This window comes from Caballeronia sp. LZ043 (assembly GCF_031451075.1).
Lineage (GTDB): Bacteria > Pseudomonadota > Gammaproteobacteria > Burkholderiales > Burkholderiaceae > Caballeronia.
This window is the reverse complement of sequence record NZ_JARUXT010000001.1, coordinates 2,399,816-2,426,794: the sequence shown is the minus strand read 5'-3', so window position 1 is coordinate 2,426,794 and position 26,979 is coordinate 2,399,816. Positions and strand designations below refer to the sequence as shown.

Here is a 26,979-nt window from a genome sequence, read left to right as displayed (position 1 = left end):
TTTGCAGCACCCAAAGCTGTTCAGGTCTTTTTGTAGTTCTCCGGGAAAGGTAAAGCGATGTTTGGCGAGAAGTTCGTGGGTCGGCAAAGTCCGATGGTGCTCGTGCTGGGACTGGGTGAATCCGGTCTGGCGATGGCGCGCTGGTGCGCCAGGCACGGCTGCCGCCTGCGTATCGCCGACACGCGCGAGACGCCGCCCAATCTCTCCGAATTGGCCGTCCACAGGATCGATGCGGACTTCGTCGGCGGCGCCTTCACGCCCGAATTGCTGGACGGCGGCATCGAGCTGGTCGCGATCAGCCCGGGGCTGTCGCCGCTCGCGGAAGACCTCGCGCCGCTGATCGCCGCTGCCAACGAGCGCGGCATTCCGGTGTGGGGCGAACTTGAACTGTTCGCGCAGGCGCTTGCCGGGCTCGGCGCGAATGGCTATGCGCCGAAGGTGCTGGCGATCACCGGCACCAACGGCAAGACCACGACCACCGCGCTCACCGGCCTCTTGTGCCAGCGCGCGGGCAAGACGGTGGCGGTGGCGGGCAACATCAGCCCGGCCATGCTCGACAAGCTGACCGAAGCCATCGACCAGACCGCGCTGCCTGACGTGTGGGTGCTCGAACTGTCGAGCTTCCAGCTGGAAACCGCGCACACATTCGCGCCGGACGCCGCCGCGGTGCTCAACATCACGCAGGATCACCTCGACTGGCACGGCGGCCTCGATGCCTACGCCGCCGCGAAGGGCCGCATCTTCGGGCCGCGCACGGTGCGCGTGCTGAACCGCGACGACTCGCGCACCATGGCGCTCGCGAAGAACATCGCGCAGGACCGCGTGGTGAGCTTCGGTCTGAACGAGCCGTCGTTCGTCGGCGACTACGGGCTGCTGCGTGACAACGGCATGCTGTGGCTGGTGGCAGGCATCGATCAGGACGCCTCGGGCGAGCCCGCGCCGTCGCGTCGCCGCAAGCAGGAAGCCGCCGAGCCGAACCTCGTGTCGAAGCGTCTGATGCCCGCCGACGCGCTGCGCATCCGCGGCCTGCACAACGCGGCGAACGCGCTGGCCGCGCTGGCGCTCGCGCGCGCGATCGACCTGCCGCTCGCGGCGCTGCTGCACGGGCTGCGTGAATATCGCGGCGAGCCGCATCGCGTGGAAGTGATCGCGCAGATCGACGGCGTCGATTACGTCGACGACAGCAAGGGCACCAATGTCGGCGCCACGGTCGCGGCGCTCGACGGCCTCGCGCAACGCGTCGTGCTGATCGCCGGCGGCGACGGCAAGGGCCAGGACTTCTCGCCGCTCGAAGCGCCGGTCGGCCGCTGGGCGCGCGCGGTGATGCTGATCGGCCGCGACGCGCCGCGCCTGCGCGAGACGCTCGCCGCCACCGGCGTCGCGCTGGAAGACCACGCCACGCTCGAAGCGGCGACGAACGCCGCCGCGCGCATCGCGGAAGCCGGCGACGCCGTGCTGCTCTCGCCCGCGTGCGCGAGCCTCGACATGTTCAAGAACTACGCACATCGCGCCGACGTGTTTCGCGGCGCGGTCGAAGAAATCGCCGCCGCGCGGGGAGTGATGCTATGAGCTGGACGGAACGCTTCGGATCGAAACTGACGGGCCAGCGCAACGTGGTCTCGCACGACTCGCTCGCGGGCCGCACGGACTCCGGCATGCGTTCGCGCCGCGAAAGCGCGGGCGGCATTTCGAGCGCGGTGAACGGCGTGCGTCCCGCGCGCTCGCGCATGCTCGACTATGACTATTCGCTGTTGTGGGTGACGATCGCGCTGCTCGGCCTGGGCGTGGTGATGGTGTATTCGGCGTCCATCGCGATGCCGGATTCGCCGAAGTATTCGAGCTACCGCGACTGGCACTTCCTCGTGCGCCACCTGATCTCGATTGCGACAGCGCTCGTCGGCGCGGTGATCGCCTTCAAGATTCCGATCAAGGTCTGGGAAAAGTACGCGCCGAAGTTCTTCCTCATCTCGCTGGTGCTGCTGATCATCGTGCTGATCCCGCACATCGGCAAGGGCGTGAACGGCGCGCGCCGCTGGATTCCGCTCGGCATCACGAACATGCAGCCGTCGGAAATCATGAAGCTCGCGGTGACCATCTACGCCGCGAACTACACCGTGCGCAAGCAGGAGTTCATGCACAGCTTCGGCAAGGGCTTCCTGCCGATGGCCGTCGCGGTCGGTTTCGTCGGCGCGCTGCTGCTGCTCGAACCGGACATGGGCGCGTTCATGGTGATCGCGGCCATCGCGATGGGCGTGCTGTTCCTCGGCGGCGTGAACGGCAAGCTGTTCGGCGGCCTGGTGGCAACGGCCGTCGGCACTTTCGCGCTGCTGGTGTGGGCGTCGCCGTGGCGTCGCGAACGGATCTTCGCCTACCTCGATCCGTGGGACGACCGTTACGCGCAAGGCAAGGCCTATCAGCTGACGCACTCGCTGATCGCGTTCGGACGCGGCGAGTGGTTCGGCGTCGGACTCGGCGGCAGTGTCGAGAAGCTCAACTACCTGCCGGAAGCGCATACCGACTTCATCCTGGCTGTGATCGGCGAGGAGCTTGGTTTCGTCGGCGTGATCTGCGTGATCCTGCTGTTCTACTGGATCGTGCGCCGTGCGTTCGAGATCGGTCGCCAGGCGCTTGCGCTCGACCGCACCTTCGCCGGCCTGATGGCGAAGGGCGTGGGCATCTGGTTTGGCGCGCAGACCTTCATCAACATGGGCGTGAACCTCGGCCTGCTGCCGACCAAGGGTCTCACGCTGCCGCTCGTCAGCTACGGCGGCTCGGGCATTCTGCTGAACTGCGTCGCGCTGGCGGTGCTGCTGCGCGTCGACTATGAAAACCGGGTGCTGATGCGCGGAGGAAAAGTATGAGCGCGCGACGCGACCGCACCTTGATGGTGATGGCGGGCGGCACCGGGGGCCATGTGTTCCCGGGGCTCGCGGTCGCGCACTGGATGCAGTCGCGCGGCTGGCGCGTGGTATGGCTCGGCAACGCGTCCGGCATGGAGGCGACGCTCGTGCCGAAGCACGGCATTCCGATGGAATACGTGCGCTTCGGCGGCGTGCGCGGCAAGGGTCTCAAGACCAAGCTGATGCTGCCGGTGAACCTGCTGCGCGCCTGCACGCAGAGTCTCGCTGCGCTGCGCCGCGTGAAGCCGGATGTGGTGCTCGGCATGGGCGGCTACATCACGTTTCCGGCGGGCATCATGACGAAGCTCGCGGGCTGCCCGCTCGTGCTGCACGAACAGAATTCGATCGCCGGACTCGCGAACAAGCTGCTCGCGCATCTCGCGAAGCGCGTGCTGGTGGCGTTCCCCAATGCTCTGCCGAATGCGGAATGGACGGGTAATCCGATCCGTGCGGAACTAACCAGCGCTTTGCCACCCAAAGAACGCTACGCCGCGCGTTCGGGACGCCTGAATGTGCTCGTCGTCGGCGGCAGTCTTGGTGCTGCGGCGCTGAACGAAACCGTGCCGAAGGCGCTCGCGCTGCTCGCATCGGACCAGCGTCCGCGCATCGTGCATCAGGCGGGCGCGAAGCATATTGCGGCGCTCGAAGCACATTACGCGGCGGTGGGCCTCGTGCAGGACGAAGACCTGCAACTCGTGCCGTTCATCGAAGACATGGCCAGCGCCTATGCGGCGGCGGATCTCGTGATCTGCCGCTCGGGCGCCATGACCGTTTCCGAAATTGCGGCCGTGGGCGTGGCTGCGTTGTTCGTGCCGTTCCCGTTCGCCGTCGACGATCACCAGACGACCAACGGCGCGTTCCTCGCGAAGAACGGCGCGGCCGAGCTGATACAACAACATGATTTGTCGGCGCAAAAGCTCGCCGACTGGTTGCGCGTACAGACCCGCGAAACGCTGGCCGGAATGGCCGTGCGATCACGCGAGCTGGCGAAGCCGGACGCGACCGAGAAGGTCGCGAGTATTTGCGCCGACGTGGCGGGCGCGCGTTTCGACGCGCAAGCTCGGGAGGCACACTGAATGAAACATATCGTCAAGCATATTCACTTCGTCGGGATCGGCGGCGCGGGCATGAGCGGCATCGCCGAAGTGCTGCTCAATCTCGGCTACCACGTCAGCGGCTCGGATCTCTCGAACGGCCCGGTGACCGAACGCCTGCGCGCACTCGGCGCGCGTGTCGAGATCGGCCATCACGAGCACAACATCGAAGGCGCGAACGCGGTCGTCGTGTCGACGGCCGTGCGTTCCGACAATCCCGAAGTGCTGGCCGCGCGCCATCGCCGCGTGCCCATCGTGCCGCGCGCCGTGATGCTCGCGGAGCTGATGCGCCTGAAGCAGGGCATCGCGATTGCCGGCACGCACGGCAAGACCACGACCACCTCGCTCGTCGCGAGCGTGCTGGCGGCGGGCGGGCTCGATCCGACCTTCGTGATCGGCGGGCGTCTCAACAGCGCGGGCGCGAACGCGCGGCTCGGCACCGGCGACTTCATCGTGGCCGAAGCGGACGAGTCGGATGCGTCGTTCCTGAATTTGTTCCCGGTGATCGAAGTCATCACGAACATCGACGCCGATCACATGGACACCTACGGCCACGACTTCGCGCGGCTCAAGCAGGCGTTCATCGAGTTCACGCACCGTCTGCCGTTCTACGGCATCGCGGTGTTGTGCGTCGACGATCCGAACGTGCGCGAGATCCTGCCGTTCGTATCGAAGCCGATCATCCGCTATGGCCTCGGCGCGGAAGCCGAAGTGCGCGCGGTGAACGTCGAGGCGCGCAATGGCCGCATGCATTTCACGACGCTGCGCACCGACGCGCCGTCGCTCGACATCGTGCTGAACCTGCCGGGTACGCACAACGTGCAGAACGCGCTCGCGGCCATTGCGATTGCGACTGAACTCGAAGTGCCGGATGCCGATATCCAGCGTGCGCTCGCCGAATTCAACGGCGTGGGCCGGCGCTTCCAGCGCTACGGCGAAGTGAACGCGAACGCAGGCGAAGGCGCGTACACGCTGATCGACGACTACGGTCATCACCCGGTGGAAATGGCCGCGACCATTGCGGCGGCGCGCGGCGCGTTTCCGGGGCGCCGTCTGGTGCTGGCGTTCCAGCCGCATCGCTTCACGCGCACGCGCGACTGCTTCGAAGACTTCGTGAAGGTGCTGTCGACGGTCGATGCCCTCGTGCTCACCGAGGTGTACTCCGCGGGCGAAGCGCCGATCGTCGCCGCCGACGGCCGGGCGCTCGCGCGGGCCATTCGGGTGGCGGGCAAGGTCGAGCCGGTGTTCGTCGACACGGTGGACGAGATGCCGGATGCGATCACGACGCTCGCGCGCAACGGCGATGTGGTGATCACGATGGGCGCGGGTTCCATCGGCGGGGTGTGCGGCAAGCTCGCCAATGCCACAAGCACGACGAGCGGTCAGAACTGACATGACAGACGTAACGAGCAATCAAGTGAATCGAATCGATCCGAAACTCTTCGGCAAAGTCGCGGTGCTGCTGGGCGGTCATTCCGCCGAGCGCGAGGTGTCGCTCAACTCCGGGCGGCTCGTGCTCGAAGGTCTGCGCGCCGCCGGCGTGGATGCGCATCCGTTCGACCCGGCCGAGCGTCCGCTGGCGGAACTGAAGAGCGAAGGCTTCGAGCGCGCGTTCATCGCGCTGCACGGCGGTTACGGCGAGAACGGACAGTTGCAGGGCGCGCTGGATTTCTACGGCATCCGTTATACGGGCAGCGGCGTGCTGGGTTCCGCGCTCGGCATGGACAAGCTGCGCACCAAGCTCGTGTGGCAGCAGACCGGCATCCCGACGCCGCCGTTCGAAACCGTCTTCCGCGACGAAGACTATGAAGCGCGCGCGCAGGACATCATCGCGAAGCTCGGCTTGCCGCTCTTCGTGAAGCCGGCGAGCGAAGGGTCGAGCGTCGCGGTCATCAAGGTGAAGAGCGCCGAAACGCTCGGCGCGGCGCTGGCGGAAGCCGCGCGTTTCGACAAGATCGTGATCGTCGAGCAGAGCATCGAGGGCGGCGGCGAATACACCTGCTGCATCGCGGGCGACCTGGATTTGCCGGTCATCAAGATCGTGCCGGCCGGCGAGTTCTACGACTATCACGCGAAGTACGTCGCCGACGACACGCAGTACCTGATTCCGTGCGGCCTGACGGAAGCCGAGGAAACGCGCATGAAGCAGTTGACGAAGCGCGCGTTCGACATCCTCGGCTGCACCGACTGGGGCCGCGCCGACTTCATGCTCGACGCCGACGGCAATCCGTATTTCCTGGAAGTGAACACGGCGCCCGGCATGACGGATCACTCGCTGCCGCCGAAAGCCGCGCGTGCGGTCGGCATCAGCTACAGCGATCTCGTCGTGCAGGTGCTGTCCCTGACCTTGAAGCAATAAAGCAGCAAAGCAATAAAGCGATCACTCACCGGACCTGTAGCAGCGAAACTATGTGGAACAACGTTCGCCAACTCAACCTCGCCGCCAATGCGCTGCACGTCGTACTCGTGCTGCTGCTGCTGGGCGCCGCGGGTTACTGGGCGATCCAGCGTCCCGAGTTCCGGCTGCGCGAAATCCAGATCGACGGCGACACGACCCACATCAGTTCGCCGGTGATCCGTGCGAGCGTGGTCGGGCGCGTGAAGGGCAATTTCTTCACGGTGGACCTGGATTCGGCGCGGACCGCGTTCGAACAGGTGCCGTGGGTGCGGCATGCGAGCGTGCGCCGGGTCTGGCCGAACGCGCTTGCAGTGACGCTCGAGGAATACAAGCCGCTCGGCACGTGGGGCACGGATCAGCTGGTGAGCACGGACGGCGAGTTGTTCACCGCGAACCAGGGCGAGCTGGACGACGACCTGCCCGCGTTCGACGGACCGGAAGGCACCGCGAAGGAAGTGGTCGCGCGCTATCACGACTTCGAGAAGTGGTTCGCGCCGCTGGATGCGAAGCCGGACGAAGTGACGCTGTCGCCGCGTTTCGCGTGGACGGTGAAGCTCTCGAACGGCATGCAGGTCGAACTCGGGCGTGAGCGCAATCAGGACACGCTGCTCGAGCGCAGCAAGCGCTTCGTCGCGTCGTGGCCGGCGGTCACGGGGCGCTGGGGCAAGGAGATCGAATATGCGGATTTGCGTTACCCGAACGGCTTCGCGATACGAGCAGCGAACATGCGCTTCATCAATGACACCGACAAGGCCAAGAAGTAAGCAGACATCACGGGCATGAGCACGCTATGAGCAAAGACTACAAAGACCTGCTGGTTTCCCTCGACATCGGAACGTCGAAGGTGGTCGCGATCGTCGCCGAACTGAAGGGCGAAGGCCACTATGAGGTGATCGGACTCGGTCAGGCCGACTCGAAGGGGTTGAAGAAGGGCGTCGTGGTCAATATCGAGGCCACGGTGCAGTCCATCCAGCGCGCGCTGGAGGAAGCCGAGCTGATGGCCGACTGCAAGATCACGAACGTCTTCACCGGCATCGCGGGCAGCCATATCCGCAGCTTCAATTCGAGCGGCATGGTGGCGATCAAGGACAAGGAAGTCACGCAGGCGGACGTCGCGCGCGTGATCGAAACGGCCAAGGCGATCAACATCCCGACCGACCAGCAGGTGCTGCACATCCTGACGCAGGAATTCATCATCGACGGCCAGGAAGACGTGCGCGAGCCGATCGGCATGAGCGGCATCCGGCTGGAAGTGAAGGTGCACATCGTCACGGGCGCGGTGAGCGCGGCGCAGAACATCGTCAAGTGCGTGCGCCGCTGCGGCCTCGAAGTGAACGACCTCGTGCTGCAGCCGCTGGCGTCGTCGCTGGCGGTGCTGACCGAGGACGAGAAGGAACTGGGCGTGGTGCTCGTCGATATCGGCGGCGGCACGACTGACATCGCCATCTTCAGCGAAGGCGCGATCCGCCACACAGCCGTGATCCCCATCGCCGGCGACCAGATCACGAGCGACGTCGCCATGGCGCTGCGCACGCCGACGCCCGACGCGGAAGACATCAAGGTGAGCTACGGCATCGCGAAGCAGGCGCTCGCCGATCCGGACGAAATGATCGAAGTGCCGGGACTCGGCGAACGCGGCCCGCGCACGCTGTCGCGCCAGGCGCTGGCGGCGGTGGTCGAGCCGCGCGTCGAGGAGCTGTTCTCGCTGGTGCAGCAGGTGGTGCGCGAGTCGGGCTACGAAGAGCTGCTGTCGAGCGGCGTCGTGCTGACCGGCGGCGCCGCGATGATGCCCGGCATGGTCGAACTCGGCGAAGACATCTTCCTGAAGCCGGTGCGCATCGGCGTGCCGGAATACGCGGGCGGTCTCGCGGACGTGGTGCGCAATCCGCGCTACTCCACCGCGATGGGCCTGCTCGCCGAAGGACGCTCGCAACGCATGCGCGGCCGCAAGGTCGCGGTGCAGAACGGATCGATGGGACAAGTTTTTACGAGGATGAAGGACTGGTTCCTCGGGAATTTCTGACGAATACGCAGCAAACGAATTACGCGCTGGTACCGGCGGCTGGCGCGCGATGTGAGGTTGCCCGATCTCTCATCGAATAACGCCGATCTTCATTCTTGACGGAGGCAACATGGATTTCGAAATGCTGGAAACGGAAACCAACGGCACGATCATCAAGGTCGTGGGTGTTGGTGGTGCGGGCGGTAATGCAGTTCAGCACATGATCAACCGCGGTGTGCAGGGCGTCGACTTCATCGTGATGAACACCGACGCGCAAGCGCTGGCCCGTTCGCGCGCGCCGACGGTGCTGCAACTGGGCATGACCGGTCTCGGCGCAGGCGCCAAGCCTGAGAAGGGCAAGGAAGCGGCGGAAGATGCACGCGAGCGTGTCGCCGATGCACTGCGCGGCGCGCACATGGTGTTCATCACGGCAGGCATGGGCGGCGGCACGGGCACGGGCGCGGCGCCGGTGGTCGCGCAGATCGCCAAGGAAATGGGCATTCTGACCGTTGGCGTCGTGAGCAAGCCGTTCGAGTTCGAAGGCGGCCGCCGCATGCGTGTTGCAGAAGCTGGTTCGCAGCAACTGGAGGATCACGTCGACTCGCTGATCGTCGTGCTGAACGACAAGCTGTTCGAGGTGATGGGCGATGACGCCGAGATGGACAAGTGCTTCCAGTGCGCGGATGACGTGCTGAACAACGCTGTCGCGGGTATCGCTGAAATAATCAATGTCGATGGCCTGGTCAACGTCGACTTCGAAGACGTGAAGACCGTGATGGGCGAGCAGGGTAAGGCGATGATGGGCACGGCGACGGTTGCCGGCGTCGATCGCGCGCGTCTGGCTGCCGAGCAGGCTGTTGCCAGCCCGCTGCTGGAAGGTGTGGATCTGTCGGGTGCGCGCGGCGTGCTGGTGAATATCACGTCGAGCCGTTCGCTGCGTCTGTCGGAAACGCGTGAAGTGATGAACACCATCAAGTCCTACGCGGCTGACGATGCCACCGTGATCTTCGGTGCAGTGTATGACGACGCAATGGGCGACGCCCTGCGCGTGACGGTGGTGGCGACGGGTCTGGGCCGCGCGGCGAAGAAGCAGCAGCAAGCGCCGATGACCCTGCTCCGTACCGGCACCGACAACCAGCCGATCGCACACGGTCCCCAAACGGCGCACAATTCGTACGGTTCGCAGCACGGCCAGTCGACCACGGATTATGGTCAGCTCGACACCCCGGCGGTGTGGCGTTCGACGCGCGAGACGGCGGCATCGCATGTGCAGGCTTTGCAGGAAAAGGGTGTCGATACGTATGACATTCCGGCGTTCCTGCGCAAGCAGGCCGACTGAGCGTCGCGCACGTGATTTGCTGCTGAACGAAGTCTGACGAAGCAGCTCACCGCGTTGCCGCGCCGGACGTCTTGCGCGGTTCATGCAGGCATCACGTGGGGCGACTGTCCAAGGCCGCGTCCTGATTCACAGACGGACGCCGGGCCGTGGCCAGCCGACCCCCACGCTTTCGCTCCCCGAGGCTGGGGAATCCGGATGGAAGCCGCATGACCGTCACGCCGTCGGGCAGGATTCGCGGGACGATGCGATCGCGAGCAGGTTCACGAGCACTGACAAGGGAAGGACCGAGCATGATCAAAGTGGGTGACACGCTGCCGGATGTGCGTCTCTTCGAGTTCATCGAGGAGGCGACGGAAGGCTGCGCCGTGGGACCGAACGGGTTCCAGGCGCGCGAGCGGTGCGCAGGCAAACGCGTGGTGATCTTCGGATTGCCGGGCGCGTTCACGCCGACGTGCTCCGCCAGGCACGTGCCCGGCTATGTCGAGGCGGCGGCGGAGCTGTCCGCTGCCGGCATCGACGAGGTCTGGTGCGTTTCCGTCAACGACGCGTTCGTCATGAGCGCGTGGGGACGCGATCTTCAAACCGCGGGCAAGGTGAAGATGATCGCGGACGGCAGTGCGCGTTTCGCCCAGGCACTCGGACTGGATCAGGATTTGACCGAGCGTGGCATGGGAATCCGTTCCCAGCGTTACGCGATGGTGGTCGACGACGGCGTGGTCAAGACGCTGCACGTCGAAGCGCCCGGCAAGTTCGAAGTCAGCGACGCTCGAAGCATCCTCGCGACGTTGCGCTGATTCCAGCGGCGCCGCGTTGCCGTAGCGCAACGCTGATGGCGCCCTCGTAATCCGCCGCAACTTGGGGCCGATGACCGGAAATGCCTCCATTCCGGGCATCGGCCCGTTCTACTTTCAAAAATGCCGTGCGCGAGTAACACAGGGAAACAGTTGATACGTCCCGAAGCACGACGGCGCCTGGCGAATAGAGTATAATTCGGCCTATTGGAATAAAGTGAGTGATTGATTCTCTTTATAGGGAATGTAAATCGGAAAAGAACATCATGTTGAAGCAGCGAACAATCAAGACCGTCGTCAAGACCGTGGGAATCGGGCTCCATTCCGGCCGCAAGGTCGAGCTGACCCTGAAGCCCGCGCCGGCTGGCACGGGCATCGTGTTTTCGCGTATCGATTTGCCCCAGGCAGTCGATATCCCCGCGTCCGCGATGTCGATCGGCGATACCCGGCTCGCGTCCGTGTTGCAGAAGGACGGGGCGCGCGTGTCCACCATCGAGCACTTGATGTCGGCGTGCGCGGGCCTCGGCATCGACAATCTGTACGTCGATGTCACCGCCGAGGAAATCCCGATCATGGACGGCAGCGCGGCTTCCTTCGTGTTCCTGATCCAGTCGGCGGGTATCGAAGAGCAGAATTCGCCGAAGAAATTCATCAAGGTCACGAAGCCCGTCGAGGTCCGCGACGGTGACAAGTTCGCCCGTCTCGAGCCGTACTTCGGCTTCAAGCTGAGCTTCACTATCGACTTCCGTCATCCGGCCGTCGACAAGACCGGTCAGGCGCTGGAAGTGGATTTCGCGACCACGTCGTATGTCCGCGAGATCGCCCGGGCCCGCACGTTCGGCTTTGCGCATGAAGTCGAGATGATGCGCGAGCTGGGTCTGGCGCGCGGCGGCAGCATGGACAACGCGATCGTGCTGGACGAATACCGCATCCTGAACAACGACGGCTTGCGTTACGACGACGAGTTCGTCAAGCACAAGATGCTCGACGCGATCGGCGACCTCTACGTGGTGGGACATCCGCTGCTGGCTTCGTACAACGCGTATAAGGGCGGCCACGCGATGAACAACATGCTGCTGCGCGAGTTGCTCGCACACGAGGACGCCTACGAGATCGTCACGTTCGAGGACAGCAAGCAGGCGCCGCGCGGTTTCGGCTTCGACACGCAAACGGCATTTGCCTGATCAAAGCGGCAGCAGCCGGCGGCAACATGAGATGAGCGACGCGCAAGCGCCGCTCATTTTTTTTGCGTGAGGCGATGACGTGACGCCATTCGCGCCAGCGCTTCCTGAAGTGGCGACGGTTCGAGCGCCTCGGCCAGGTCCTGCAGCGCAGACGCGCCCGCTTGCGACATGCGCGCCTGCTTCGGCTGCGCGGGCTCTTTCATCGGCTGCGGACGCACGCGAATGCGCAACGCATTCACGGCCCAGCCGCGCGCCTGGAGGTCCGAGAGCAGACGGGGTTCGAGATGCCGCAGGCGCGCGGCGAGCGCATTGTGCGCGGCGAACAGCGCCAGCACGCCGTCCTTGATGAAGCCCGGCTCCACGTTCGAAGCAAGATAATCCGGCAGCAGCGCGCCCAGATCGCGCTGCAGGGCGGCAACCTGCTCGACGCCCGCGCGCAACGCCTGGAACGCATCGGTGCGGCCGAGCACGTCGGCGACAGCCTGCGGGCGTCGCGGATCGACCTTCCGGGTGCCTTGCCTTGAATTTGTAGAAAAGCGGCTCATTTTGATGGGTGCGGACCCTGACAGGACCGTTCAAAGACACGTTCGATTGTACGTGAGGCAGACGGCAGCGCTGGACGAGGCCCGCAGGAAAACGCATGGCGCGGCAAGCTTTCGGCGGGTTGACTGTCGCATTGCGCCGACGCGCGCTCAGGCAAGCCGACGCAAGCTCTGCCATAGTCGCGTGCTAAAATTCCCGATTCGAATTTCACCCTATGGACTTAAGTCGCCGAGGTTCTCCGAGCCCGGACGCAGCTTGGTGCTGTCGCCCGTCCGAAGCCGCGACGCAGACACTGATCCGATGACGACCGGTTTCCTTCAAAAGATTTTTGGCAGCCGCAATCAGCGGCTGGTCAAGCAGTACCAAAAGACCGTTGCGGCGATCAATGCGCTCGAGCCGACCGTCGAGAAGTATTCGGACGATCAACTGCGCGCCAAGACCGACGAATTCCGTCAACGTGTCGCGGGCGGAGAGTCGCTGGACGTGATCTTGCCCGAGGCGTTCGCGGTGTGCCGCGAAGCCAGCCGGCGCGTGCTGAAGATGCGTCACTTCGACGTCCAGCTGATCGGCGGCATGGTCCTGCACTACGGCAAGATCGCGGAAATGCGCACCGGCGAAGGCAAGACGCTCGTCGCCACGCTCGCGGCGTATCTGAATGCGCTGTCGGGCCGCGGTGTGCACGTCGTCACGGTGAACGACTACCTCGCGCAGCGTGATGCCGAATGGATGGCGCGCCTCTACAACTTCCTCGGCCTGTCCTGCGGCGTGAATCTCTCGCAGATGGCGCACGAGCAGAAGCAGGAAGCCTACGCCGCGGACATCACGTATGGCACCAACAACGAATTCGGCTTCGACTACCTCCGCGACAACATGGTCTACGAGCCGAACGCGCGGGTGCAGCGTCCGCTCAACTTCGCGATCGTCGACGAAGTGGACTCCATCCTGATCGACGAAGCGCGTACGCCGCTCATCATCTCCGGCCAGGCGGAAGACCATACGGACCTGTACGTCCGCATGAACGCGCTGCCGCCGCTGCTCGAACAGCAGATCGGCGAGGAAAAGGCCGACGGCACCGGCGTCGAGAAGCCGGGCGACTACACGCTGGACGAAAAGGCGCGTCAGGTGTTCCTGACCGAATCCGGCCACGAGAAGGCCGAACGCCTGCTGGCCGAGTGGGGCCTGATCGGCGAGGGCGAAAGCCTCTACGCGCCGCAGAACATCACGCTGATGCACCACGTGTACGCCGCACTGCGCGCGCACACGCTGTTCCATCGCGACCAGCACTACGTGGTGCAGAACGGCGAAGTCGTGATCGTCGACGAATTCACCGGCCGCATGATGACCGGCCGCCGCTGGTCGGACGGCCTGCATCAGGCTGTGGAAGCGAAAGAGCACGTGCAGATCCAGGCCGAGAACCAGACGCTCGCCTCCATCACGCTGCAGAACTACTTCCGCATGTACGCGAAGCTGTCCGGCATGACCGGCACGGCGGACACGGAAGCCTACGAATTCAACGAGATCTACGGTCTCGAAACGGTCGTGATCCCGACCAACCGGCCGCCGAAGCGCGTCGACAAGCAGGATCAGATCTACAAGACCTCAAAAGAGCGCTACGACGCGGTGATCCGCGACATCCAGGACTGTGTCGAGCGCGGTCAGCCTACGCTGGTCGGCACGACGTCGATCGAAGCGTCCGAACTGCTGTCGGACCTGCTCGGCAAGGCCGGCGTGCGTCACGAAGTCCTCAACGCGAAGCAGCACGCACGTGAAGCGGCCATCGTCGCGGAAGCGGGGCGTCCGGGCGTCGTCACCATCGCGACGAACATGGCCGGCCGCGGCACCGACATCGTGCTGGGCGGCAACGTCGAGAAGCAGGCGTCGTTCATCGAGGCGGATCTTTCGATTCCCGAAGACGAGAAAGCCGCGCGCATCCAGAAGCTGCACGACGAATGGCAGACGCTGCACGACAACGTGAAGGCCGCGGGCGGCCTTCACATCATCGGCACCGAGCGTCACGAGTCGCGCCGTATCGACAACCAGCTGCGCGGCCGTGCCGGCCGTCAGGGCGATCCGGGTTCGTCGCGCTTCTATCTGTCGCTGGACGATCCGCTGCTGCGCATCTTCGCGGGCGACCGCGTGCGCGCCATCATGGATCGTCTGAAGATGCCGGAAGGCGAGCCGATCGAAGCGGGCATGGTCACGCGTTCCATCGAGGGCGCGCAGCGCAAGGTCGAAGCGCGCAACTTCGACATCCGCAAGCAGCTGCTCGAATACGACGACGTCTCCAACGACCAGCGCAAGGTGATCTACCAGCAGCGCAACGAACTGCTCGAAGCCAACGACGTGCAGGAAACCATCGCGGCGATGCGCCAGAGCGTGATCGGCGACGTGGTGCGCACGTTCGTGCCGGCGGGCAGCATCGAGGAGCAGTGGGAAGCGCCCGAGCTGGAAGAGGTGCTGCGCAACGAGTGGTCGCTGGATCTCGCGGTGCAGGAGATGATCAACGAGTCGAATTCGATCGACGCCGAGGAAATCTCCGAAGCCGTGCTCGCCGCCGCCGACGAAGCGTATGAAGCGAAGGTGACGCTGGTGGGCCGCGAATCGTTCAGCGCGTTCGAGCGTTCGATCATGCTGCAGACGCTCGACAGCCGCTGGCGCGAGCATCTGGCCGCGCTCGATCACCTGCGTCAGGGCATCCATCTGCGCGGCTATGCGCAGAAGAATCCGAAGCAGGAATACAAGCGCGAGGCGTTTGAACTCTTCGCCGCGATGCTCGATTCCGTGAAGCAGGAAGTGACGCGGGTCGTGATGAACGTGCAGATCCAGTCGCCGGAACAACTGGAAGAAGCGGCCGAGCAGTACGAAGAGAAGGGCAGCCATCTGGAGAACGTGTCGTTCCAGCACGCGGACTTCAACGCGCCCGCCGCCGAACCCACCCCGGCCGCCAGCGCCGCGAACGCCGCCGCGCAGATGGTCAGCCAGGCCATGGCGGGCGCGGGCAGCGAGGACGTCAGCGTCGTGACGCGCGGTGTCGACGACGTGCCGAAGGTCGGCCGCAACGATCCCTGCCCGTGCGGCAGCGGGAAGAAGTACAAAAACTGTCACGGCAAGCTGGCTTAATCGCTGCTGACACAGAACAAGCGACGCAGCGATGCGTCGTTTGTTTTTGCAGATTCCCTTTTTCACGGCGCCGGTCCGGCTCAGCCGGTCCGCGTCAGTCTTTCATCCCGTGCCGGTGCATCCGCCGGCACGCGCCATCCTCAGCGAGACGCGAACATGGCCGTCAACTTTCCCTCGATCGATCCCGCAGCGCTTCATCCCGTCGCCGGCGTCACGCTAGGCTGGGCCGAGGCGAATATCCGCAAGCCCAATCGCAAGGATGTGCTCGTCATCCGCGTCGATGAAGGCGCGAGCGTCGCCGGCGTGTTCACCACGAACCGCTTCTGCGCCGCGCCGGTCATCGTGTGCCGCGAGCATCTCGCGGCGGCGGGTCAGGGCAGCAAGGGCATTCGCGCGCTCGTCGTGAATACCGGCAATGCGAACGCGGGCACGGGCGAGCCGGGCATGGTGATCGCGCGCGAAACCTGCGCGGAACTGGCGCGCCTCGCCGGCCTCGACGCACAACAGATCCTGCCGTTCTCGACCGGCGTGATTCTGGAGCCGCTGCCGCTCGACCGCCTGAAGGCCGGCCTGCCTGCCGCGCTCGCGAACCAGCAGCCGGCGCACTGGTTCGACGCCGCACAGGCCATCATGACGACCGACACGCTGCCGAAGGCCACGTCGCGTCAGGTCACCATCGACGGGCACGTGGTCACGTTGTCGGGCATCAGCAAGGGCGCGGGCATGATCAAGCCGAACATGGCGACGATGCTCGGCTTCCTCGCCTTCGACGCCAACGTCGCGCAGCCGGTGCTCGACGCGCTGGTGAAGCATGTGGCGGATCGCTCGTTCAACTGCATCACGATCGACGGCGATACCTCGACGAACGATTCGTTCATCCTGATCGCGTCGGGCAAGTCGAGCCTGCCCGCCATCACGTCCACCGATTCCCCGGCCTACGCCGCGCTGCGCGATGCCGTGACCGAAGTGGCGCAGGAACTGGCGCAACTCATCGTGCGCGACGGCGAAGGCGCGACCAAGTTCATGACCGTGACCGTCGAAGGCGGCCGCGATGCAGCGGAATGCCGTCAGATTGCCTACGCGATCGGTCATTCGCCGCTCGTGAAGACGGCGTTCTACGCATCGGATCCGAACCTCGGCCGCATTCTCGCGGCGATCGGCTATGCCGGCGTGACGGACCTCGATGTCGGCAAGGTCGATCTCTATCTCGACGACGTGCTGGTCGCGAAAGCGGGCGGGCGCAATCCGGATTACAAGGAAGAAGACGGCCAGCGCGTGATGAAGAAGAGCGAAATCGCGATTCGCGTGCTGCTTGGTCGCGGCAACGCGCAGGCCACCATCTGGACGTGCGATCTCTCGCACGATTACGTGAGCATCAACGCCGACTATCGCTCCTGATCGGGCGGCGCGCAACGATACCGACAATGGACAAGCTCGAACAATTTCTCACGCGCGCCGAAGCAGTGCTCGCGCGCATCGAAGGCATGTTGCCGCCCGCGGCGCCGGACATCGACTGGGAAGCCGCGGTCGCGTTCCGCTGGCGCAAGCGTCAGGGCCGCGGCTTCCTGCAGCCGGTGCCGGCCATTTCGCTCATCTCGCTCGACGACCTGCAGAACATCGATCGCCAGAAAGGGCTGATCCAGCAGAACACGCTGCAATTCGTGAAGAAGCTGCCTGCGAACAATGTGTTGCTGACGGGCGCACGGGGTACGGGCAAGTCGTCGCTGATCAAGGCGTGCCTCAATGCCTACGCGAAGGACGGCCTGCGTCTGATCGAAGTGGACAAGGACGATCTGCACGATCTCGGCGATATCGTCGATCTGATTTCGGCGCGGCCCGAGCGCTTCATCGTGTTCTGCGACGACCTCTCGTTCGAGGAAGGCGAGTCGGGCTACAAGGCGCTGAAGGTGGCGCTCGACGGCTCGGTAGCCGCGCAGTCCGACAACGTGCTGATCTACGCAACCTCGAACCGCCGCCATCTGCTGCCCGAGTACATGAGCGACAACGAGACCTACAAGCACACGTCCGACGGCGAGATTCATCCGGGCGAAGTCGTCGAAGAGAAGATCTCGCTGTCCGAGCGCTTCGGCCTGTGGGTCAGCTTCTACCCGTTCAAGCAGGATGATTACCTGGCGATCGTCGGCCACTGGCTGAAGCATTTCGGCTGCGCTGACGCGGAGATCGAAGGCGCGCGCGGCGATGCGCTGGTGTGGGCGCTCGAACGCGGCTCGCGCTCGGGACGCGTGGCGTGGCAGTTCGCGCGCGACTGGTCGGGACGCAAGCAGTGAGCGGCGCACAGAGCGATCTCGCGCCCGACGGCCGCAAGGTGACGGAAGTGGCCGTCGGCGTGATGGTGCAGCACGACGGCCGCTATTTGCTCGCGCAACGCCCCGCCGGCAAGCCGTATGAGGGTTACTGGGAGTTTCCGGGCGGCAAGCTGGAGGCGGGCGAGAGCATCGAGGCGGCGCTCGGGCGCGAACTGCACGAGGAACTGGGCATCGATGTCACCGCGTGCCAGCTGTGGCGCACGCTCGAGCACGATTACCCGCATGCCTACGTGCGCTTGTTCTTCTGCAAGGTGACGGAGTGGAAGGGCACGCCGCTCGGCCGCGAGGGACAGGCGATTGCGTGGCAGACGCTGCCTGTCGAAGTGGCGCCGCTGCTTCCGGCGGCCATTCCCATTCTGGAATGGCTCGAAGAAGAAGAGCGGGAATAAGACTTTTCGAGGCTCTGATCGAGCTTTAGTTCAGGCCGCCGTGCTGGTCGTCGTCCGGCGGCGTTTCCTGCGCATTCCCCGCGATCTTGTATTTCTCGGCCGCCCACGCGCCGAGATCGATCTGCTTGCAGCGCTCCGAGCAGAACGGGCGAAAGCGGTTTTCAGGGACCCAGCGGACATCCTTGCTGCAGGTCGGGCATTTGACGACAGTGGTCATGACGGGTGCGATTCGAGCCGGTTACAGACGGTATTTGACCATATGAGGCCAGACCGCTCCGGATTCAAAGGCTGCAAAGCGTCAGATGAAAGGGCACGTCGACGTCCACTGCGCGCGGCTTGAGGTCGCCGTCCTGCACCGTGAAGCGCACCCACAGCATGTACTTGTTCGCGCTCGCTTCGGGAATGACGCGCGTATCGGGCGAGACGCGCACCTGCATCAGCTGATAAGTGCGCCCGGACAACATCTGCTGATAGCTGCCCTGCATCGCCATCACTTTCGACGCCTGACCGGATTCACGGGCGAGGCGCAGCACGATGGCGGCCGCGTCGCGCAGTGCGAGCATCGGCATGACCCATTTGGCGATGTCCTGGCGACGTTCCTCCACGGGCAACTGCTGCCACGCGTAGTACGACGGAAGATCGAACTTGCAGGTGCCGCCGGGAATGATCGTACGGCTGCGAATGCTCGCGAGCCATTCGTTGTCGGCGAGGTGCTGGCCCGTCTTGCCGTGCATGTCGGTGAGGCCGGCGAGCGTCTGCTCGATTTCACCGAGCACCGCTTCCAGCGCTTCCTGTTCGATGCCCGGATTGCCGCGGAACGGTGCGAGCGTTTGCCGCTGCCGCTCGAGTTCCTTCATGAGGTCGGCTTTCAGATCCGTACGGCCCGCCACTTCGGCGATTTCGAAGAGCGTCGTGAGCGCGACGTGATGTTCGCGCGCGTCTTCCTGAGTCAGAAAGAACGTGAAGCGCTCGAACAGGTCTTCGAGCCGCAACAGCGTCCGGATGCGCTCGTTGAAGGGGTACTCGTAAAGGATCAAGCGCGCTCGCCTCGGCGTGGGTCGGTTGCTTCCATGAGCGGAAGTGAGCACATTCTAATGCCGCATCCTCACCCTAGCAAATCAGGGCAAAATCGGGCCTCTCGTTGCGTCTTTCGAAGCAAAAGCGGGAACTTTCGAGACGTTCGGGCAACTCAGGCGCTGCCGTTCGCGAGTGTCAGATAGCGCGCGTGAAGCGTGTTCACCTGTTCGGCGAGGTGATCGAGCGTGGCGGAATCGTCGTTGAGGACGATGTCGTCGGCGGCGGCGAGCCGGGTCTCGCGTGCTGCCTGCTTCGCCATGATCGCGAGCACCTGTTCGCGCGCAAAGCCGTTGCGGCGCATGACGCGCGCGATCTGCGTTTCGACCGGACAGTCGACCACGAGGACGCGCGACACGCGCTCCGACCACGAGCCGGATTCCACCAGCAGAGGCACGACCACGATGTGATACGGACCCGCTGCACTATGACGTTGCCGTTCTGTCTCGGCGCGGATGAGCGGATGCACGATGGCTTCGAGGCGTGCTTTCGCGGTGTCGTCGGAGAAGACGAGCGTGCGCATTTTCGCGCGGTCCAGCGAGCCGTCCGCCGCCACGAAGTCCTGGCCGAACTCCGCGGCGATCAGCGGCATGGCGACGCCGCCCGGCGCCGTGATCTGGTGTGCGATGAGATCGGTGTCAATCAGCGGTACGCCGCGTGCGGCGAACAGATCCGCGACCGTGCTCTTGCCGCTGCCGATTCCTCCGGTAAGTCCGATGCTGAACATGCGCGCAGGTTCTCCTAAGATGCCGATGCGTTCATCCGAACATGGCGTACAGCGGGGTGCCGACGAACAGCGTGATTGCTCCGCCGGCCGCAAGAAACGGTCCGAACGGCAGGGGCTCTTCGAAGCGCATGCGCTTGCGCATCGTCGCGACGATGCCGAATGCCGCGCCCGCGATGGCTGCGATCAGGACCACCTGCGCGAGCGGCGCCCAGCCAAGCCAGGCGCCGATGGCGGCGAACAGCTTGAAGTCGCCGTAGCCCATGCCTTCCACGCCGCGCGCGAGCTTGAAGAGCCAGTACACGGACCACAGGAACAGATACCCGGCGATCGCGCCGCTTACCGCGTTCTGCAAGCTGGTGAAGCCTGTGTCGCCCAGATTGACGATGAGGCCCGCCCACAGCAGCGGCAGCGTCAGCACATCGGGCAGATAGCGCGTGTCGTAGTCGATGAGGGCCGCGACGAGCAGCGTCGCGCACAGTCCGAAGGCGGCGAGCGCGTCCCATCCCGGACCGTACGCGGACAGCGCGAGCGCGGCGAGCGCGCCGGTTGCCAGTTCCGTCAGCGGATAGCGCGGGCTCACGCGCGCGCCGCATGCCGAGCAACGTCCGCGTTGTGCGAGATAGCTCACCACGGGAATGTTCTCCCAGGCGCGCAACACATGCCCGCAGTGCGGACACGCGCTGCGCGGCACGGCGAGGTTGTAACGCGCGGGGTAGGAGTCGGTTTCGGCGGGGCTCGACGTGTTCGGACCATCCGCGGCGGCGGCGGCGACTTCCGCCCGCCAGGCGCGCTCCAGCATGACCGGGAGGCGATGCACGACCACCGTCAGAAAGCTGCCGATCACGAGACCGAACACGATGGCGAACCCGTACTGCGCGGCGACGGGCAGCATCGCGAAGGCTTCCGCGTAGCGGCTGGCGACATGCGCGGCGGACGGATCGAACGAGGGTTGCATGATGAACGATGGATGGCTTTGGCCCGCGATGCTACACCACGTTGCCGAGCTGAATGATGGGAAGATACATCGCTATGACGAGACCGCCCACGAGCGCGCCCAGCACGGCAATGACGATGGGTTCGCACAGGCTGGCAAAGCCGCCGATGCGCTCGTCGACCTGACGATCGGCCAAGGCGGCGAGGTCGAGCAGCATGGCGTCGAGCGAACCGGATTCCTCAGCGACGGCGATAGGCTGCACCACGTCCGGCGGGAAGCAACCTGGCGCGCGCATGGCGACCGCGAGCCGCTCGCCGTTGCGCAGGCGCGCGGCGATCTCGACAGTCGCGCGGTCGAAGACGCGGTTGCCGGTGGCGTGGGTGAGCGAATCGAAGGCATCGGACAGCGGCGTGCCGGCGGACAGCAAGGTGCCGAGCGCACGGCTCCAGCGCGCCACGGCCAGCGCGCGCAACAGCGAGCCGATCAGCGGCAGGCGCAAGCTCAGTCGATCCGCCGCTTCGCGCGCATCCGGCGAGCGCTTCAGCCAGCGCCACGCGGCCAGCGCGAGGCAGCCCGACGCAGCGAAGAACGGCACACCGAAGCGAGCGACGCCGTCGGAGAGCGCAAGCACGAAGCGCGTGGGCGCGGGCAGCGCGGCGCCGAAGCCGTCGAAGATCGTCTTGAAGGTGGGCACGACGCCGATCAGCAGTCCCGCCGTGATCGCCAGCGACAGCAGCAGCACCATCACCGGATAGGCCAGCGCGGTACGCAGCCGGGCGCGTTGCGACGCGGCGCGCTCGCGATCGTCGGCGAGACGCGCGAGTACCGCGGGCAGTGCGCCGGCCACTTCGCCCACCGAGACCAGCTGGCAGTAGAGCGTGCCGAACGCGTCCGGATGATGCGCGAGCGCGGCCGAAAACGGCAGGCCGCGCGTGATGCCACGGGATAGCGCGCGCACGATGCGCGGCAGTCCGCTGCGCGTCGTGCTGTTTCCGATCAGATCGAGGGCGCCGGCGAGCGGCAGTCCCGCGCGCAGCAGGCTGGTCAGCTGGCGCGTGAAAAGGGTGATCTCGGCGGCGGTGGCTTTCGGCGGCGGCGCGACGCCCGTCATATCGAGCACGGTGACGATGACGCCGTTGCGCCGCAGCGCCGCGCGGGCCGACGGCGCATCGACGGCGATGATCCGCCCGCGCTGTTCGCGGCCGTCCGCATCCAGCCCGCGCCAGGCGTAGCGCAGCTCCGATCCTTCCTGCTTGGCGGCGTGCATCATCCGAGCTCCGTTGCTTCGGCGGCCTCGGCGACGCTCGTCACGCCTTCGCGCACGCGGGCGAAGGCCGCCTCGCGCAGCGCGGGCATGCCCTGCGCCTGAGCGGCGCGCGCGATGGCATGCGTGGCGGCACGCGCGACGATCAGTTCGCGCAGTTGATCCGACACGGGCATCAGTTGATGCACACCGATCCGCCCGCGATAGCCGATGCCATGACATGCCGGGCACCCGCGCGGCTCGAAGGGATGGAAGCCGCCGTCCAGCGCCAGCGCCGAGGCTGCGCGGCACGCCGTGCAAAGCTTGCGCACCAGCCGCTGCGCCGTGACGAGCCGCAGCGCCGACGCGAGGTTATAAGGCGCGATGCCGATGTCGATGAGCCGCGCGATAGCGGCGGGCGCGTCGTTGGTGTGCAGCGTGGAGAGCACGAGATGGCCGGTCTGCGCGGCCTTCACGGCGACATCGGCGGTTTCGGCGTCGCGGATTTCGCCCACCATGATGACGTCCGGATCCTGCCGCATGAACGCCCGCAGCGCGACAGCGAAGGTCAGCCCGGCCTTTTCGCGCACGCTCACCTGATTGATGCCGGCGAGCTGGATCTCGACCGGATCCTCCACCGAACATACGTTGCGCGCCTCGGCGTTCAGCAGTTGCAGGAAGCAATAGAGCGACAGCGTCTTGCCGCTGCCGGTGGGCCCCGTCACGAGCACGAGCCCGTGCGGCGCGCGGATCGCTCCTTCGACGACGCGGCTCTGCGCTTCGTCGAGCCCGAGCGCGCCGAGCGACAGATCGGGCGGCAGCGCGTCGAGCCTCCGGAGCACCAGCTTTTCCCCGAACAGCGTAGGCAGCGAATTCACGCGATAGTCGCCGACCTGCCCGCCCGCCAGATGCAGACGCAGCCGGCCGTCCTGCGGCACGCGCCGCTCGGCGATGTCCATGCGCGCCAGCACCTTGATGCGCGTAACGAAGGCGTCGCGCAGATGCGGCGGCGGACGCCTGAGCACGTGCAGCACGCCGTCGACGCGCACACGGATGCGCCAGTCATGCTCGGCAGGTTCGACGTGAATGTCGGACGCGCCGCGCGCCGCCGCCTCGCGCAGCGTTTCGGCAAGCAGCGAGACGGCAGGCGCCTCGTTGTCCGGAGCGGGGTCGGCGAGGTGAGACGGGCGCGCGAATGCTTCGCGTGAAGGGTGGGTCATGGCGTGGGGTCGTCGCAGTCGGAATGAAACGATCATCCCGCTTGCACGCCGGTGCGCCCAGTCGTCCGAACGGCTAGCGCGCGCTGCGCCGGGCCGGCGGTGTCGGCTGGAAAATCTTCACCGTGCGGATGGCTTGATCGTCGCTGCGCATCACTTCGAACGTCACGCCCGCGATGCGCACCGAGACGTCGCCGTCCGGAATGTCCTCAAGCGTTTCGAGGATCAGGCCGTTGAGCGTCTTCGGGCCGTCGGTTGGCAGGGTCAGGTGCAGCCAGCGGTTCAGTTCGCGCAACGGCATGCTGCCCGCCACGATGCATTCGCCTTTGGCATCCCAGCCGCCGCGTGAGCCGGCGCCGCGTGGAATGGTCGTGGTGAATTCGCCGATCAGTTCCTCGATGATGTCCTCGGGCGTCACGAGTCCCTGCAGTTCGCCGTACTCGTCGACCACGATGGCAATCCGCTGGCCGCTTTCCTGAAAGTACTGCAACTGCTGGAAGACGGGCGTTCCTGTCGGGACGAAATAGGGCTCGGCAAGCAGTTCGCGCAGCGTCTCGCGCTCCAGCTCCTGGTTATGCAGCGCCGAAAGCGTCTTGCGCACGTGCAGGATGCCCATCACGCGGTCGATGTCGCCCTGATACACCAGCAGCTTGTTGTGATAGCAGGTTTCGAGCTGATGCAGGATCTGTTCGAACGGCGCATCGAAATCCAGCGCCTCGATGCGACGGCGCGGAATCATCACGTCATCGACGGAAATGTTCTCGAGATCGAACAGGTTCAGCAGGATGCTGCGGTGCTTGGTCGGCATGAAGCTGCCGGTTTCGAGCACGATGGTGCGCAATTCCTCCGGCGAGATGCGCTGGTCGCGCTTGTTCTTCGTGTTGATGTGCAGCGCCGCGAGGATCGCGTTGGCGAACAGGTTCACGAACCAGATGAGCGGCCGCGCGATGCGCATCAGCGGCGCGAGAATCAGGCTCGCGGGCAGCGCAACCTTCTCGGGATAAGTCGCGCCGACGATCTTCGGCGCAATTTCCGCGAACACGATGATGAGGAACGCGATGACGCCGGTCGTGATCGACAGCACCATGTTGTTGTGGCCGAAGGTGCGCAGCGCGATCGACGTGGTCAGCACCGGGATGATCGTGTTGATCAGGTTGTTGCCGATCAGGATCACGGACAGCAACTGGTCAGTCTTGGCGAGGAGGCCTTGGGTAGTGCGGGCCCGCAGCGAACCCTGGTTCGCGAGATACTTCAGCCGATGACGGTTGAGCGCCATCATCGATGTTTCGGAAATGGAGAAAAAACCGGACAGGAAGAGCAGCAGAAAGATGGCGCAAATTTGCGCCCATAAGGGGAGGCTGTCCACGCGATTGGTCGGTAGGGGCGGAGATGGAAGGAAATATAGCAGACGGGGTTTCCGACCTTGCCGCCAGCCCTTCTGGCTGATACAGGAGAAGCAAGCTGAAACACGGTCGCCGGAAACAAAAAACCCGCATGGCGGACCATGCGGGTTTCGGAAATTCTGGTCGGGGTGAGAGGATTCGAACCTCCGGCCTCTACGTCCCGAACGTAGCGCTCTACCAGGCTAAGCTACACCCCGAATTTTTACTGCTGACTGACTACTGCAGACCTACTCGACTCAGACTCTTGCACCGATTTAGTCTCTTTCAAGACTGCCGCGATGTCGAGTAAGAACATAATTCTAGCAGGCTCTCTTTGTAGATGGAAGGGGGGAACGAAGAAATCGCGTTCGCCGCCGCTTCTGCTTCCTTGCGCGCGCACTCCAGCGTGTGATCGAGCGCGCCGGACGTGGTGATGGCATGGAAGATCGTGTCGAAGCGGTCCGTGCCGCCTTGTTCGATTGCCTCGCGCGCGAGCGCCGCCTGTTCCGGCGTGCCGTGCTCCATCAGGTAGATGAGCGGCAGCGTGGGTTTGCCTTCGCGCAGGTCGTCGCCGGCGTTCTTGCCCATCGACTCGGGCGTGCCGGTGTAGTCCAGCCAGTCGTCCATGATCTGGAACGCCGTGCCGATGCGCCGGCCGAATTCCGCTGCCGCCGCTTCGGTGCGCGCATCCGCGCCCGACAGCACCGCGCCGAGCTGCGCCGCCGCTTCGAACAGCTTCGCCGTCTTGTAGCGGATCACCTGCATGTAGCGCGCTTCGTCGACGTCCGGATCGTGCATGTTGAGCAACTGCAGCACTTCGCCTTCGGAAATGATGTTTGTCGCCACCGACAGGATTTCCATCACGCGCATCTTGCCGACGCTCACCATCATTTCGAACGAGCGCGAGTACAGGAAATCGCCCACCAGCACGCTCGCCGCGTTGCCGAACAGCGCATTGGCCGTCTGGCGGCCGCGCCGCAGGTCGGATTCGTCGACTACGTCGTCGTGCAGGAGCGTTGCCGTGTGGATGAACTCGACCACGGCGGCGAGTTCATGGCGATGTCCGGTGGTGTCCCCCAGCGCGCCCGAAACCAGCAGCAACAGCGCCGGACGCAGCCGCTTGCCGCCCGCGCCGATGATGTACTCCGAAATCTGGTTGATGAGCATCACTTCTGATGCCAGGCGCTGCCGGATGACGCGATTGACCTGCTGCATGTCCTCGGCAATCGGGGCGAGCAGCGCGGCGGCGTTGGGGGAGGAAGTGGCGGTGGACGACATGATGGGCGGTTAAGGTAATCCGGCGGATTATAAGGCGAATCGGCCGGACGACGGGGGCACGCCGTCACGCATCCGCGGGTATGAGGGAATTTCGGACGCCGTTCGACGGCATTTGACCGGGGTTCGCATGGGGCCCGGCTCAGCGCGGCGACAGGCAAAGCGCTTTGACCTCGGGCGTAACCCCATGTATAATCGCGTGTTTTCCGCGCGTGGTGCGTGGAAAGTCTTCGTGATCTCCAGGAAGCTACAGGAAATCCGGAGAAACAAGTTTGAATTCAGAGTGAGGTTCTCAATGTACGCGGTCATAAAAACCGGCGGCAAGCAGTATAAGGTTGCTGTCGGCGAAAAATTGAAAGTAGAACAGATACCGGCAGACATTGACGCTGAAATCACGCTCGACCAGGTTCTCGCAGTAGGCGAAGGTGAATCGATTCAGTTCGGTACGCCGCTGGTCAGTGGGGCTTCCGTCAAGGCTACCGTCGTGTCCCAAGGTCGTCACAAGAAAGTGACCATCTTCAAGATGCGTCGCCGGAAGCACTACCAAAAGCACGCTGGCCATCGCCAGAACTACACCGAACTGCGCATCGACGCGATCAACGCGTAAGCGCACCGGTTAAGGAGCTAAGCAAATGGCACACAAAAAAGCAGGCGGGTCTTCCCGCAACGGCCGCGACTCCGAGTCGAAGCGTCTCGGCGTGAAGGTGTACGGCGGCCAGGCAATCAACGCAGGCGGCATCATCGTTCGCCAGCGCGGCACGCGCATGCACCCGGGTGAAAATGTCGGCATCGGCAAGGATCACACCCTGTTCGCACTGGCCGACGGTCACGTGAAGTTCGTGACCAAGGGCGCTGCCCGCAAGCATACGGTCGTCGTCGTCCCGGCAGCGTAAATTTTACGCACGGGCTTCAGGACCGAAAAAAGGATCAAGGCCGCAAGGTCGAAAATCCAGGGCCCCGCGAAGTTCGCGGGGCCTTTTTCATTTGATGCGCAGCAATTGCGCATCGGCAGGATTCATCAAGGCCAGTGACCGGCAGCG

The 26,979-nt window shown here is 64.8% G+C and carries 25 protein-coding genes and 1 tRNA gene; 16 read left to right on the top strand and 10 right to left on the bottom strand.

Going from position 1 to position 26,979, the window contains the following annotated elements:
- Window positions 1-57 precede the first annotated feature (57 nt).
- From murD to lpxC, 10 genes are all read left to right on the top strand, one after another.
- Window positions 58-1,569 (top strand): UDP-N-acetylmuramoyl-L-alanine--D-glutamate ligase, encoded by a 1,512-nt coding sequence (gene murD / locus QCE64_RS11010; RefSeq protein WP_310003771.1) that lies wholly within the window; start codon window positions 58-60, stop codon window positions 1,567-1,569.
- Window positions 1,566-2,861, top strand: a complete 1,296-nt coding sequence (ftsW, locus tag QCE64_RS11005; protein WP_309918590.1) for a putative lipid II flippase FtsW — start codon at window positions 1,566-1,568, stop codon at window positions 2,859-2,861. The genes murD and ftsW overlap by 4 nt, the downstream gene beginning before the upstream one ends.
- Window positions 2,858-3,976 (top strand): undecaprenyldiphospho-muramoylpentapeptide beta-N-acetylglucosaminyltransferase, encoded by a 1,119-nt coding sequence (murG, locus tag QCE64_RS11000; RefSeq protein WP_310003768.1) that lies wholly within the window; start codon window positions 2,858-2,860, stop codon window positions 3,974-3,976. The genes ftsW and murG overlap by 4 nt, the downstream gene beginning before the upstream one ends.
- Window positions 3,977-5,386 (top strand): UDP-N-acetylmuramate--L-alanine ligase, encoded by a 1,410-nt coding sequence (gene murC / locus QCE64_RS10995; protein WP_309918585.1) that lies wholly within the window; start codon window positions 3,977-3,979, stop codon window positions 5,384-5,386.
- A gap of 25 nt (window positions 5,387-5,411) precedes the next feature.
- Complete coding sequence (locus tag QCE64_RS10990) at window positions 5,412-6,353, top strand: D-alanine--D-alanine ligase (protein WP_309918582.1); 942 nt, start codon at window positions 5,412-5,414, stop codon at window positions 6,351-6,353.
- Window positions 6,354-6,403: 50 nt separating this feature from the next.
- Window positions 6,404-7,156 (top strand): cell division protein FtsQ/DivIB, encoded by a 753-nt coding sequence (locus QCE64_RS10985; protein ID WP_309809994.1) that lies wholly within the window; start codon window positions 6,404-6,406, stop codon window positions 7,154-7,156.
- A 26-nt stretch (window positions 7,157-7,182) separates the two neighbouring features.
- Entirely contained in the window at window positions 7,183-8,415 is a 1,233-nt protein-coding gene (gene ftsA, locus QCE64_RS10980) for a cell division protein FtsA (RefSeq protein WP_309809993.1), read from the top strand.
- A 109-nt stretch (window positions 8,416-8,524) separates the two neighbouring features.
- Entirely contained in the window at window positions 8,525-9,733 is a 1,209-nt protein-coding gene (gene ftsZ, locus QCE64_RS10975) for a cell division protein FtsZ (RefSeq protein WP_309809990.1), read from the top strand.
- 290 nt (window positions 9,734-10,023) lie between these two features.
- On the top strand, window positions 10,024-10,527 hold the full coding sequence (locus tag QCE64_RS10970; protein WP_309918579.1) for a peroxiredoxin: 504 nt from the start codon (window positions 10,024-10,026) through the stop codon (window positions 10,525-10,527).
- 263 nt (window positions 10,528-10,790) lie between these two features.
- Window positions 10,791-11,708: a UDP-3-O-acyl-N-acetylglucosamine deacetylase gene (lpxC, locus tag QCE64_RS10965; protein WP_310003766.1), complete on the top strand. Its 918-nt coding sequence runs from the start codon at window positions 10,791-10,793 to the stop codon at window positions 11,706-11,708.
- Between the two features lie 53 nt (window positions 11,709-11,761).
- Here the strand turns inward: lpxC and QCE64_RS10960 are convergent, their stop codons facing one another.
- Complete coding sequence (locus tag QCE64_RS10960) at window positions 11,762-12,253, bottom strand: DUF721 domain-containing protein (RefSeq protein WP_309931063.1); 492 nt, start codon at window positions 12,251-12,253, stop codon at window positions 11,762-11,764.
- Between the two features lie 298 nt (window positions 12,254-12,551).
- Between QCE64_RS10960 and secA the strand changes: the two genes are divergently transcribed.
- From secA to QCE64_RS10940, 4 genes are all read left to right on the top strand, one after another.
- Window positions 12,552-15,371 carry a preprotein translocase subunit SecA gene (secA, locus tag QCE64_RS10955; protein ID WP_309809975.1) on the top strand — a complete coding sequence of 940 codons (2,820 nt, stop codon included), beginning with the start codon at window positions 12,552-12,554 and terminating at the stop codon, window positions 15,369-15,371.
- A gap of 156 nt (window positions 15,372-15,527) precedes the next feature.
- A complete protein-coding gene (gene argJ / locus QCE64_RS10950) occupies window positions 15,528-16,769 on the top strand; it encodes a bifunctional glutamate N-acetyltransferase/amino-acid acetyltransferase ArgJ (RefSeq protein ID WP_310003764.1) in 1,242 nt (413 codons plus the stop codon).
- 26 nt (window positions 16,770-16,795) lie between these two features.
- Window positions 16,796-17,659, top strand: a complete 864-nt coding sequence (locus tag QCE64_RS10945) for an ATP-binding protein (protein WP_309918567.1) — start codon at window positions 16,796-16,798, stop codon at window positions 17,657-17,659.
- Window positions 17,656-18,087, top strand: a complete 432-nt coding sequence (locus tag QCE64_RS10940; RefSeq protein ID WP_309918565.1) for an NUDIX domain-containing protein — start codon at window positions 17,656-17,658, stop codon at window positions 18,085-18,087. Before QCE64_RS10945 ends, QCE64_RS10940 begins: the two co-directional genes overlap by 4 nt.
- 25 nt (window positions 18,088-18,112) lie before the next feature.
- Here the strand turns inward: QCE64_RS10940 and yacG are convergent, their stop codons facing one another.
- The 9 genes from yacG to QCE64_RS10895 form a co-directional block, all read right to left on the bottom strand.
- Window positions 18,113-18,304, bottom strand: coding sequence for a DNA gyrase inhibitor YacG (yacG, locus tag QCE64_RS10935; RefSeq protein WP_309918562.1), 192 nt, complete (start codon window positions 18,302-18,304; stop codon window positions 18,113-18,115).
- Between the two features lie 64 nt (window positions 18,305-18,368).
- On the bottom strand, window positions 18,369-19,124 hold the full coding sequence (gene zapD, locus QCE64_RS10930) for a cell division protein ZapD (protein WP_309809957.1): 756 nt from the start codon (window positions 19,122-19,124) through the stop codon (window positions 18,369-18,371).
- Window positions 19,125-19,276: 152 nt separating this feature from the next.
- On the bottom strand, window positions 19,277-19,888 hold the full coding sequence (gene coaE, locus QCE64_RS10925) for a dephospho-CoA kinase (protein ID WP_310003762.1): 612 nt from the start codon (window positions 19,886-19,888) through the stop codon (window positions 19,277-19,279).
- A gap of 31 nt (window positions 19,889-19,919) precedes the next feature.
- On the bottom strand, window positions 19,920-20,843 hold the full coding sequence (locus QCE64_RS10920) for an A24 family peptidase (RefSeq protein WP_309918554.1): 924 nt from the start codon (window positions 20,841-20,843) through the stop codon (window positions 19,920-19,922).
- A gap of 31 nt (window positions 20,844-20,874) precedes the next feature.
- Window positions 20,875-22,092 carry a type II secretion system F family protein gene (locus QCE64_RS10915; protein WP_310003760.1) on the bottom strand — a complete coding sequence of 406 codons (1,218 nt, stop codon included), beginning with the start codon at window positions 22,090-22,092 and terminating at the stop codon, window positions 20,875-20,877.
- Window positions 22,089-23,285, bottom strand: a complete 1,197-nt coding sequence (locus QCE64_RS10910; RefSeq protein WP_310003759.1) for a GspE/PulE family protein — start codon at window positions 23,283-23,285, stop codon at window positions 22,089-22,091. Before QCE64_RS10910 ends, QCE64_RS10915 begins: the two co-directional genes overlap by 4 nt.
- A gap of 73 nt (window positions 23,286-23,358) precedes the next feature.
- Window positions 23,359-24,648 carry an HlyC/CorC family transporter gene (locus tag QCE64_RS10905; RefSeq protein WP_310003757.1) on the bottom strand — a complete coding sequence of 430 codons (1,290 nt, stop codon included), beginning with the start codon at window positions 24,646-24,648 and terminating at the stop codon, window positions 23,359-23,361.
- A 157-nt stretch (window positions 24,649-24,805) separates the two neighbouring features.
- Window positions 24,806-24,882: transfer RNA gene (locus QCE64_RS10900), tRNA-Pro, on the bottom strand.
- Window positions 24,883-24,949: 67 nt separating this feature from the next.
- On the bottom strand, window positions 24,950-25,942 hold the full coding sequence (locus tag QCE64_RS10895) for a polyprenyl synthetase family protein (protein WP_309918544.1): 993 nt from the start codon (window positions 25,940-25,942) through the stop codon (window positions 24,950-24,952).
- A gap of 292 nt (window positions 25,943-26,234) precedes the next feature.
- On the opposite strand from QCE64_RS10895, the gene rplU reads away from it, so the two are divergent.
- Together rplU and rpmA are read left to right on the top strand one after the other, a co-directional pair.
- Window positions 26,235-26,546: a 50S ribosomal protein L21 gene (gene rplU, locus QCE64_RS10890; RefSeq protein WP_008342953.1), complete on the top strand. Its 312-nt coding sequence runs from the start codon at window positions 26,235-26,237 to the stop codon at window positions 26,544-26,546.
- Between the two features lie 25 nt (window positions 26,547-26,571).
- Window positions 26,572-26,832 carry a 50S ribosomal protein L27 gene (gene rpmA / locus QCE64_RS10885; protein WP_014192314.1) on the top strand — a complete coding sequence of 87 codons (261 nt, stop codon included), beginning with the start codon at window positions 26,572-26,574 and terminating at the stop codon, window positions 26,830-26,832.
- Window positions 26,833-26,979 lie beyond the last annotated feature (147 nt).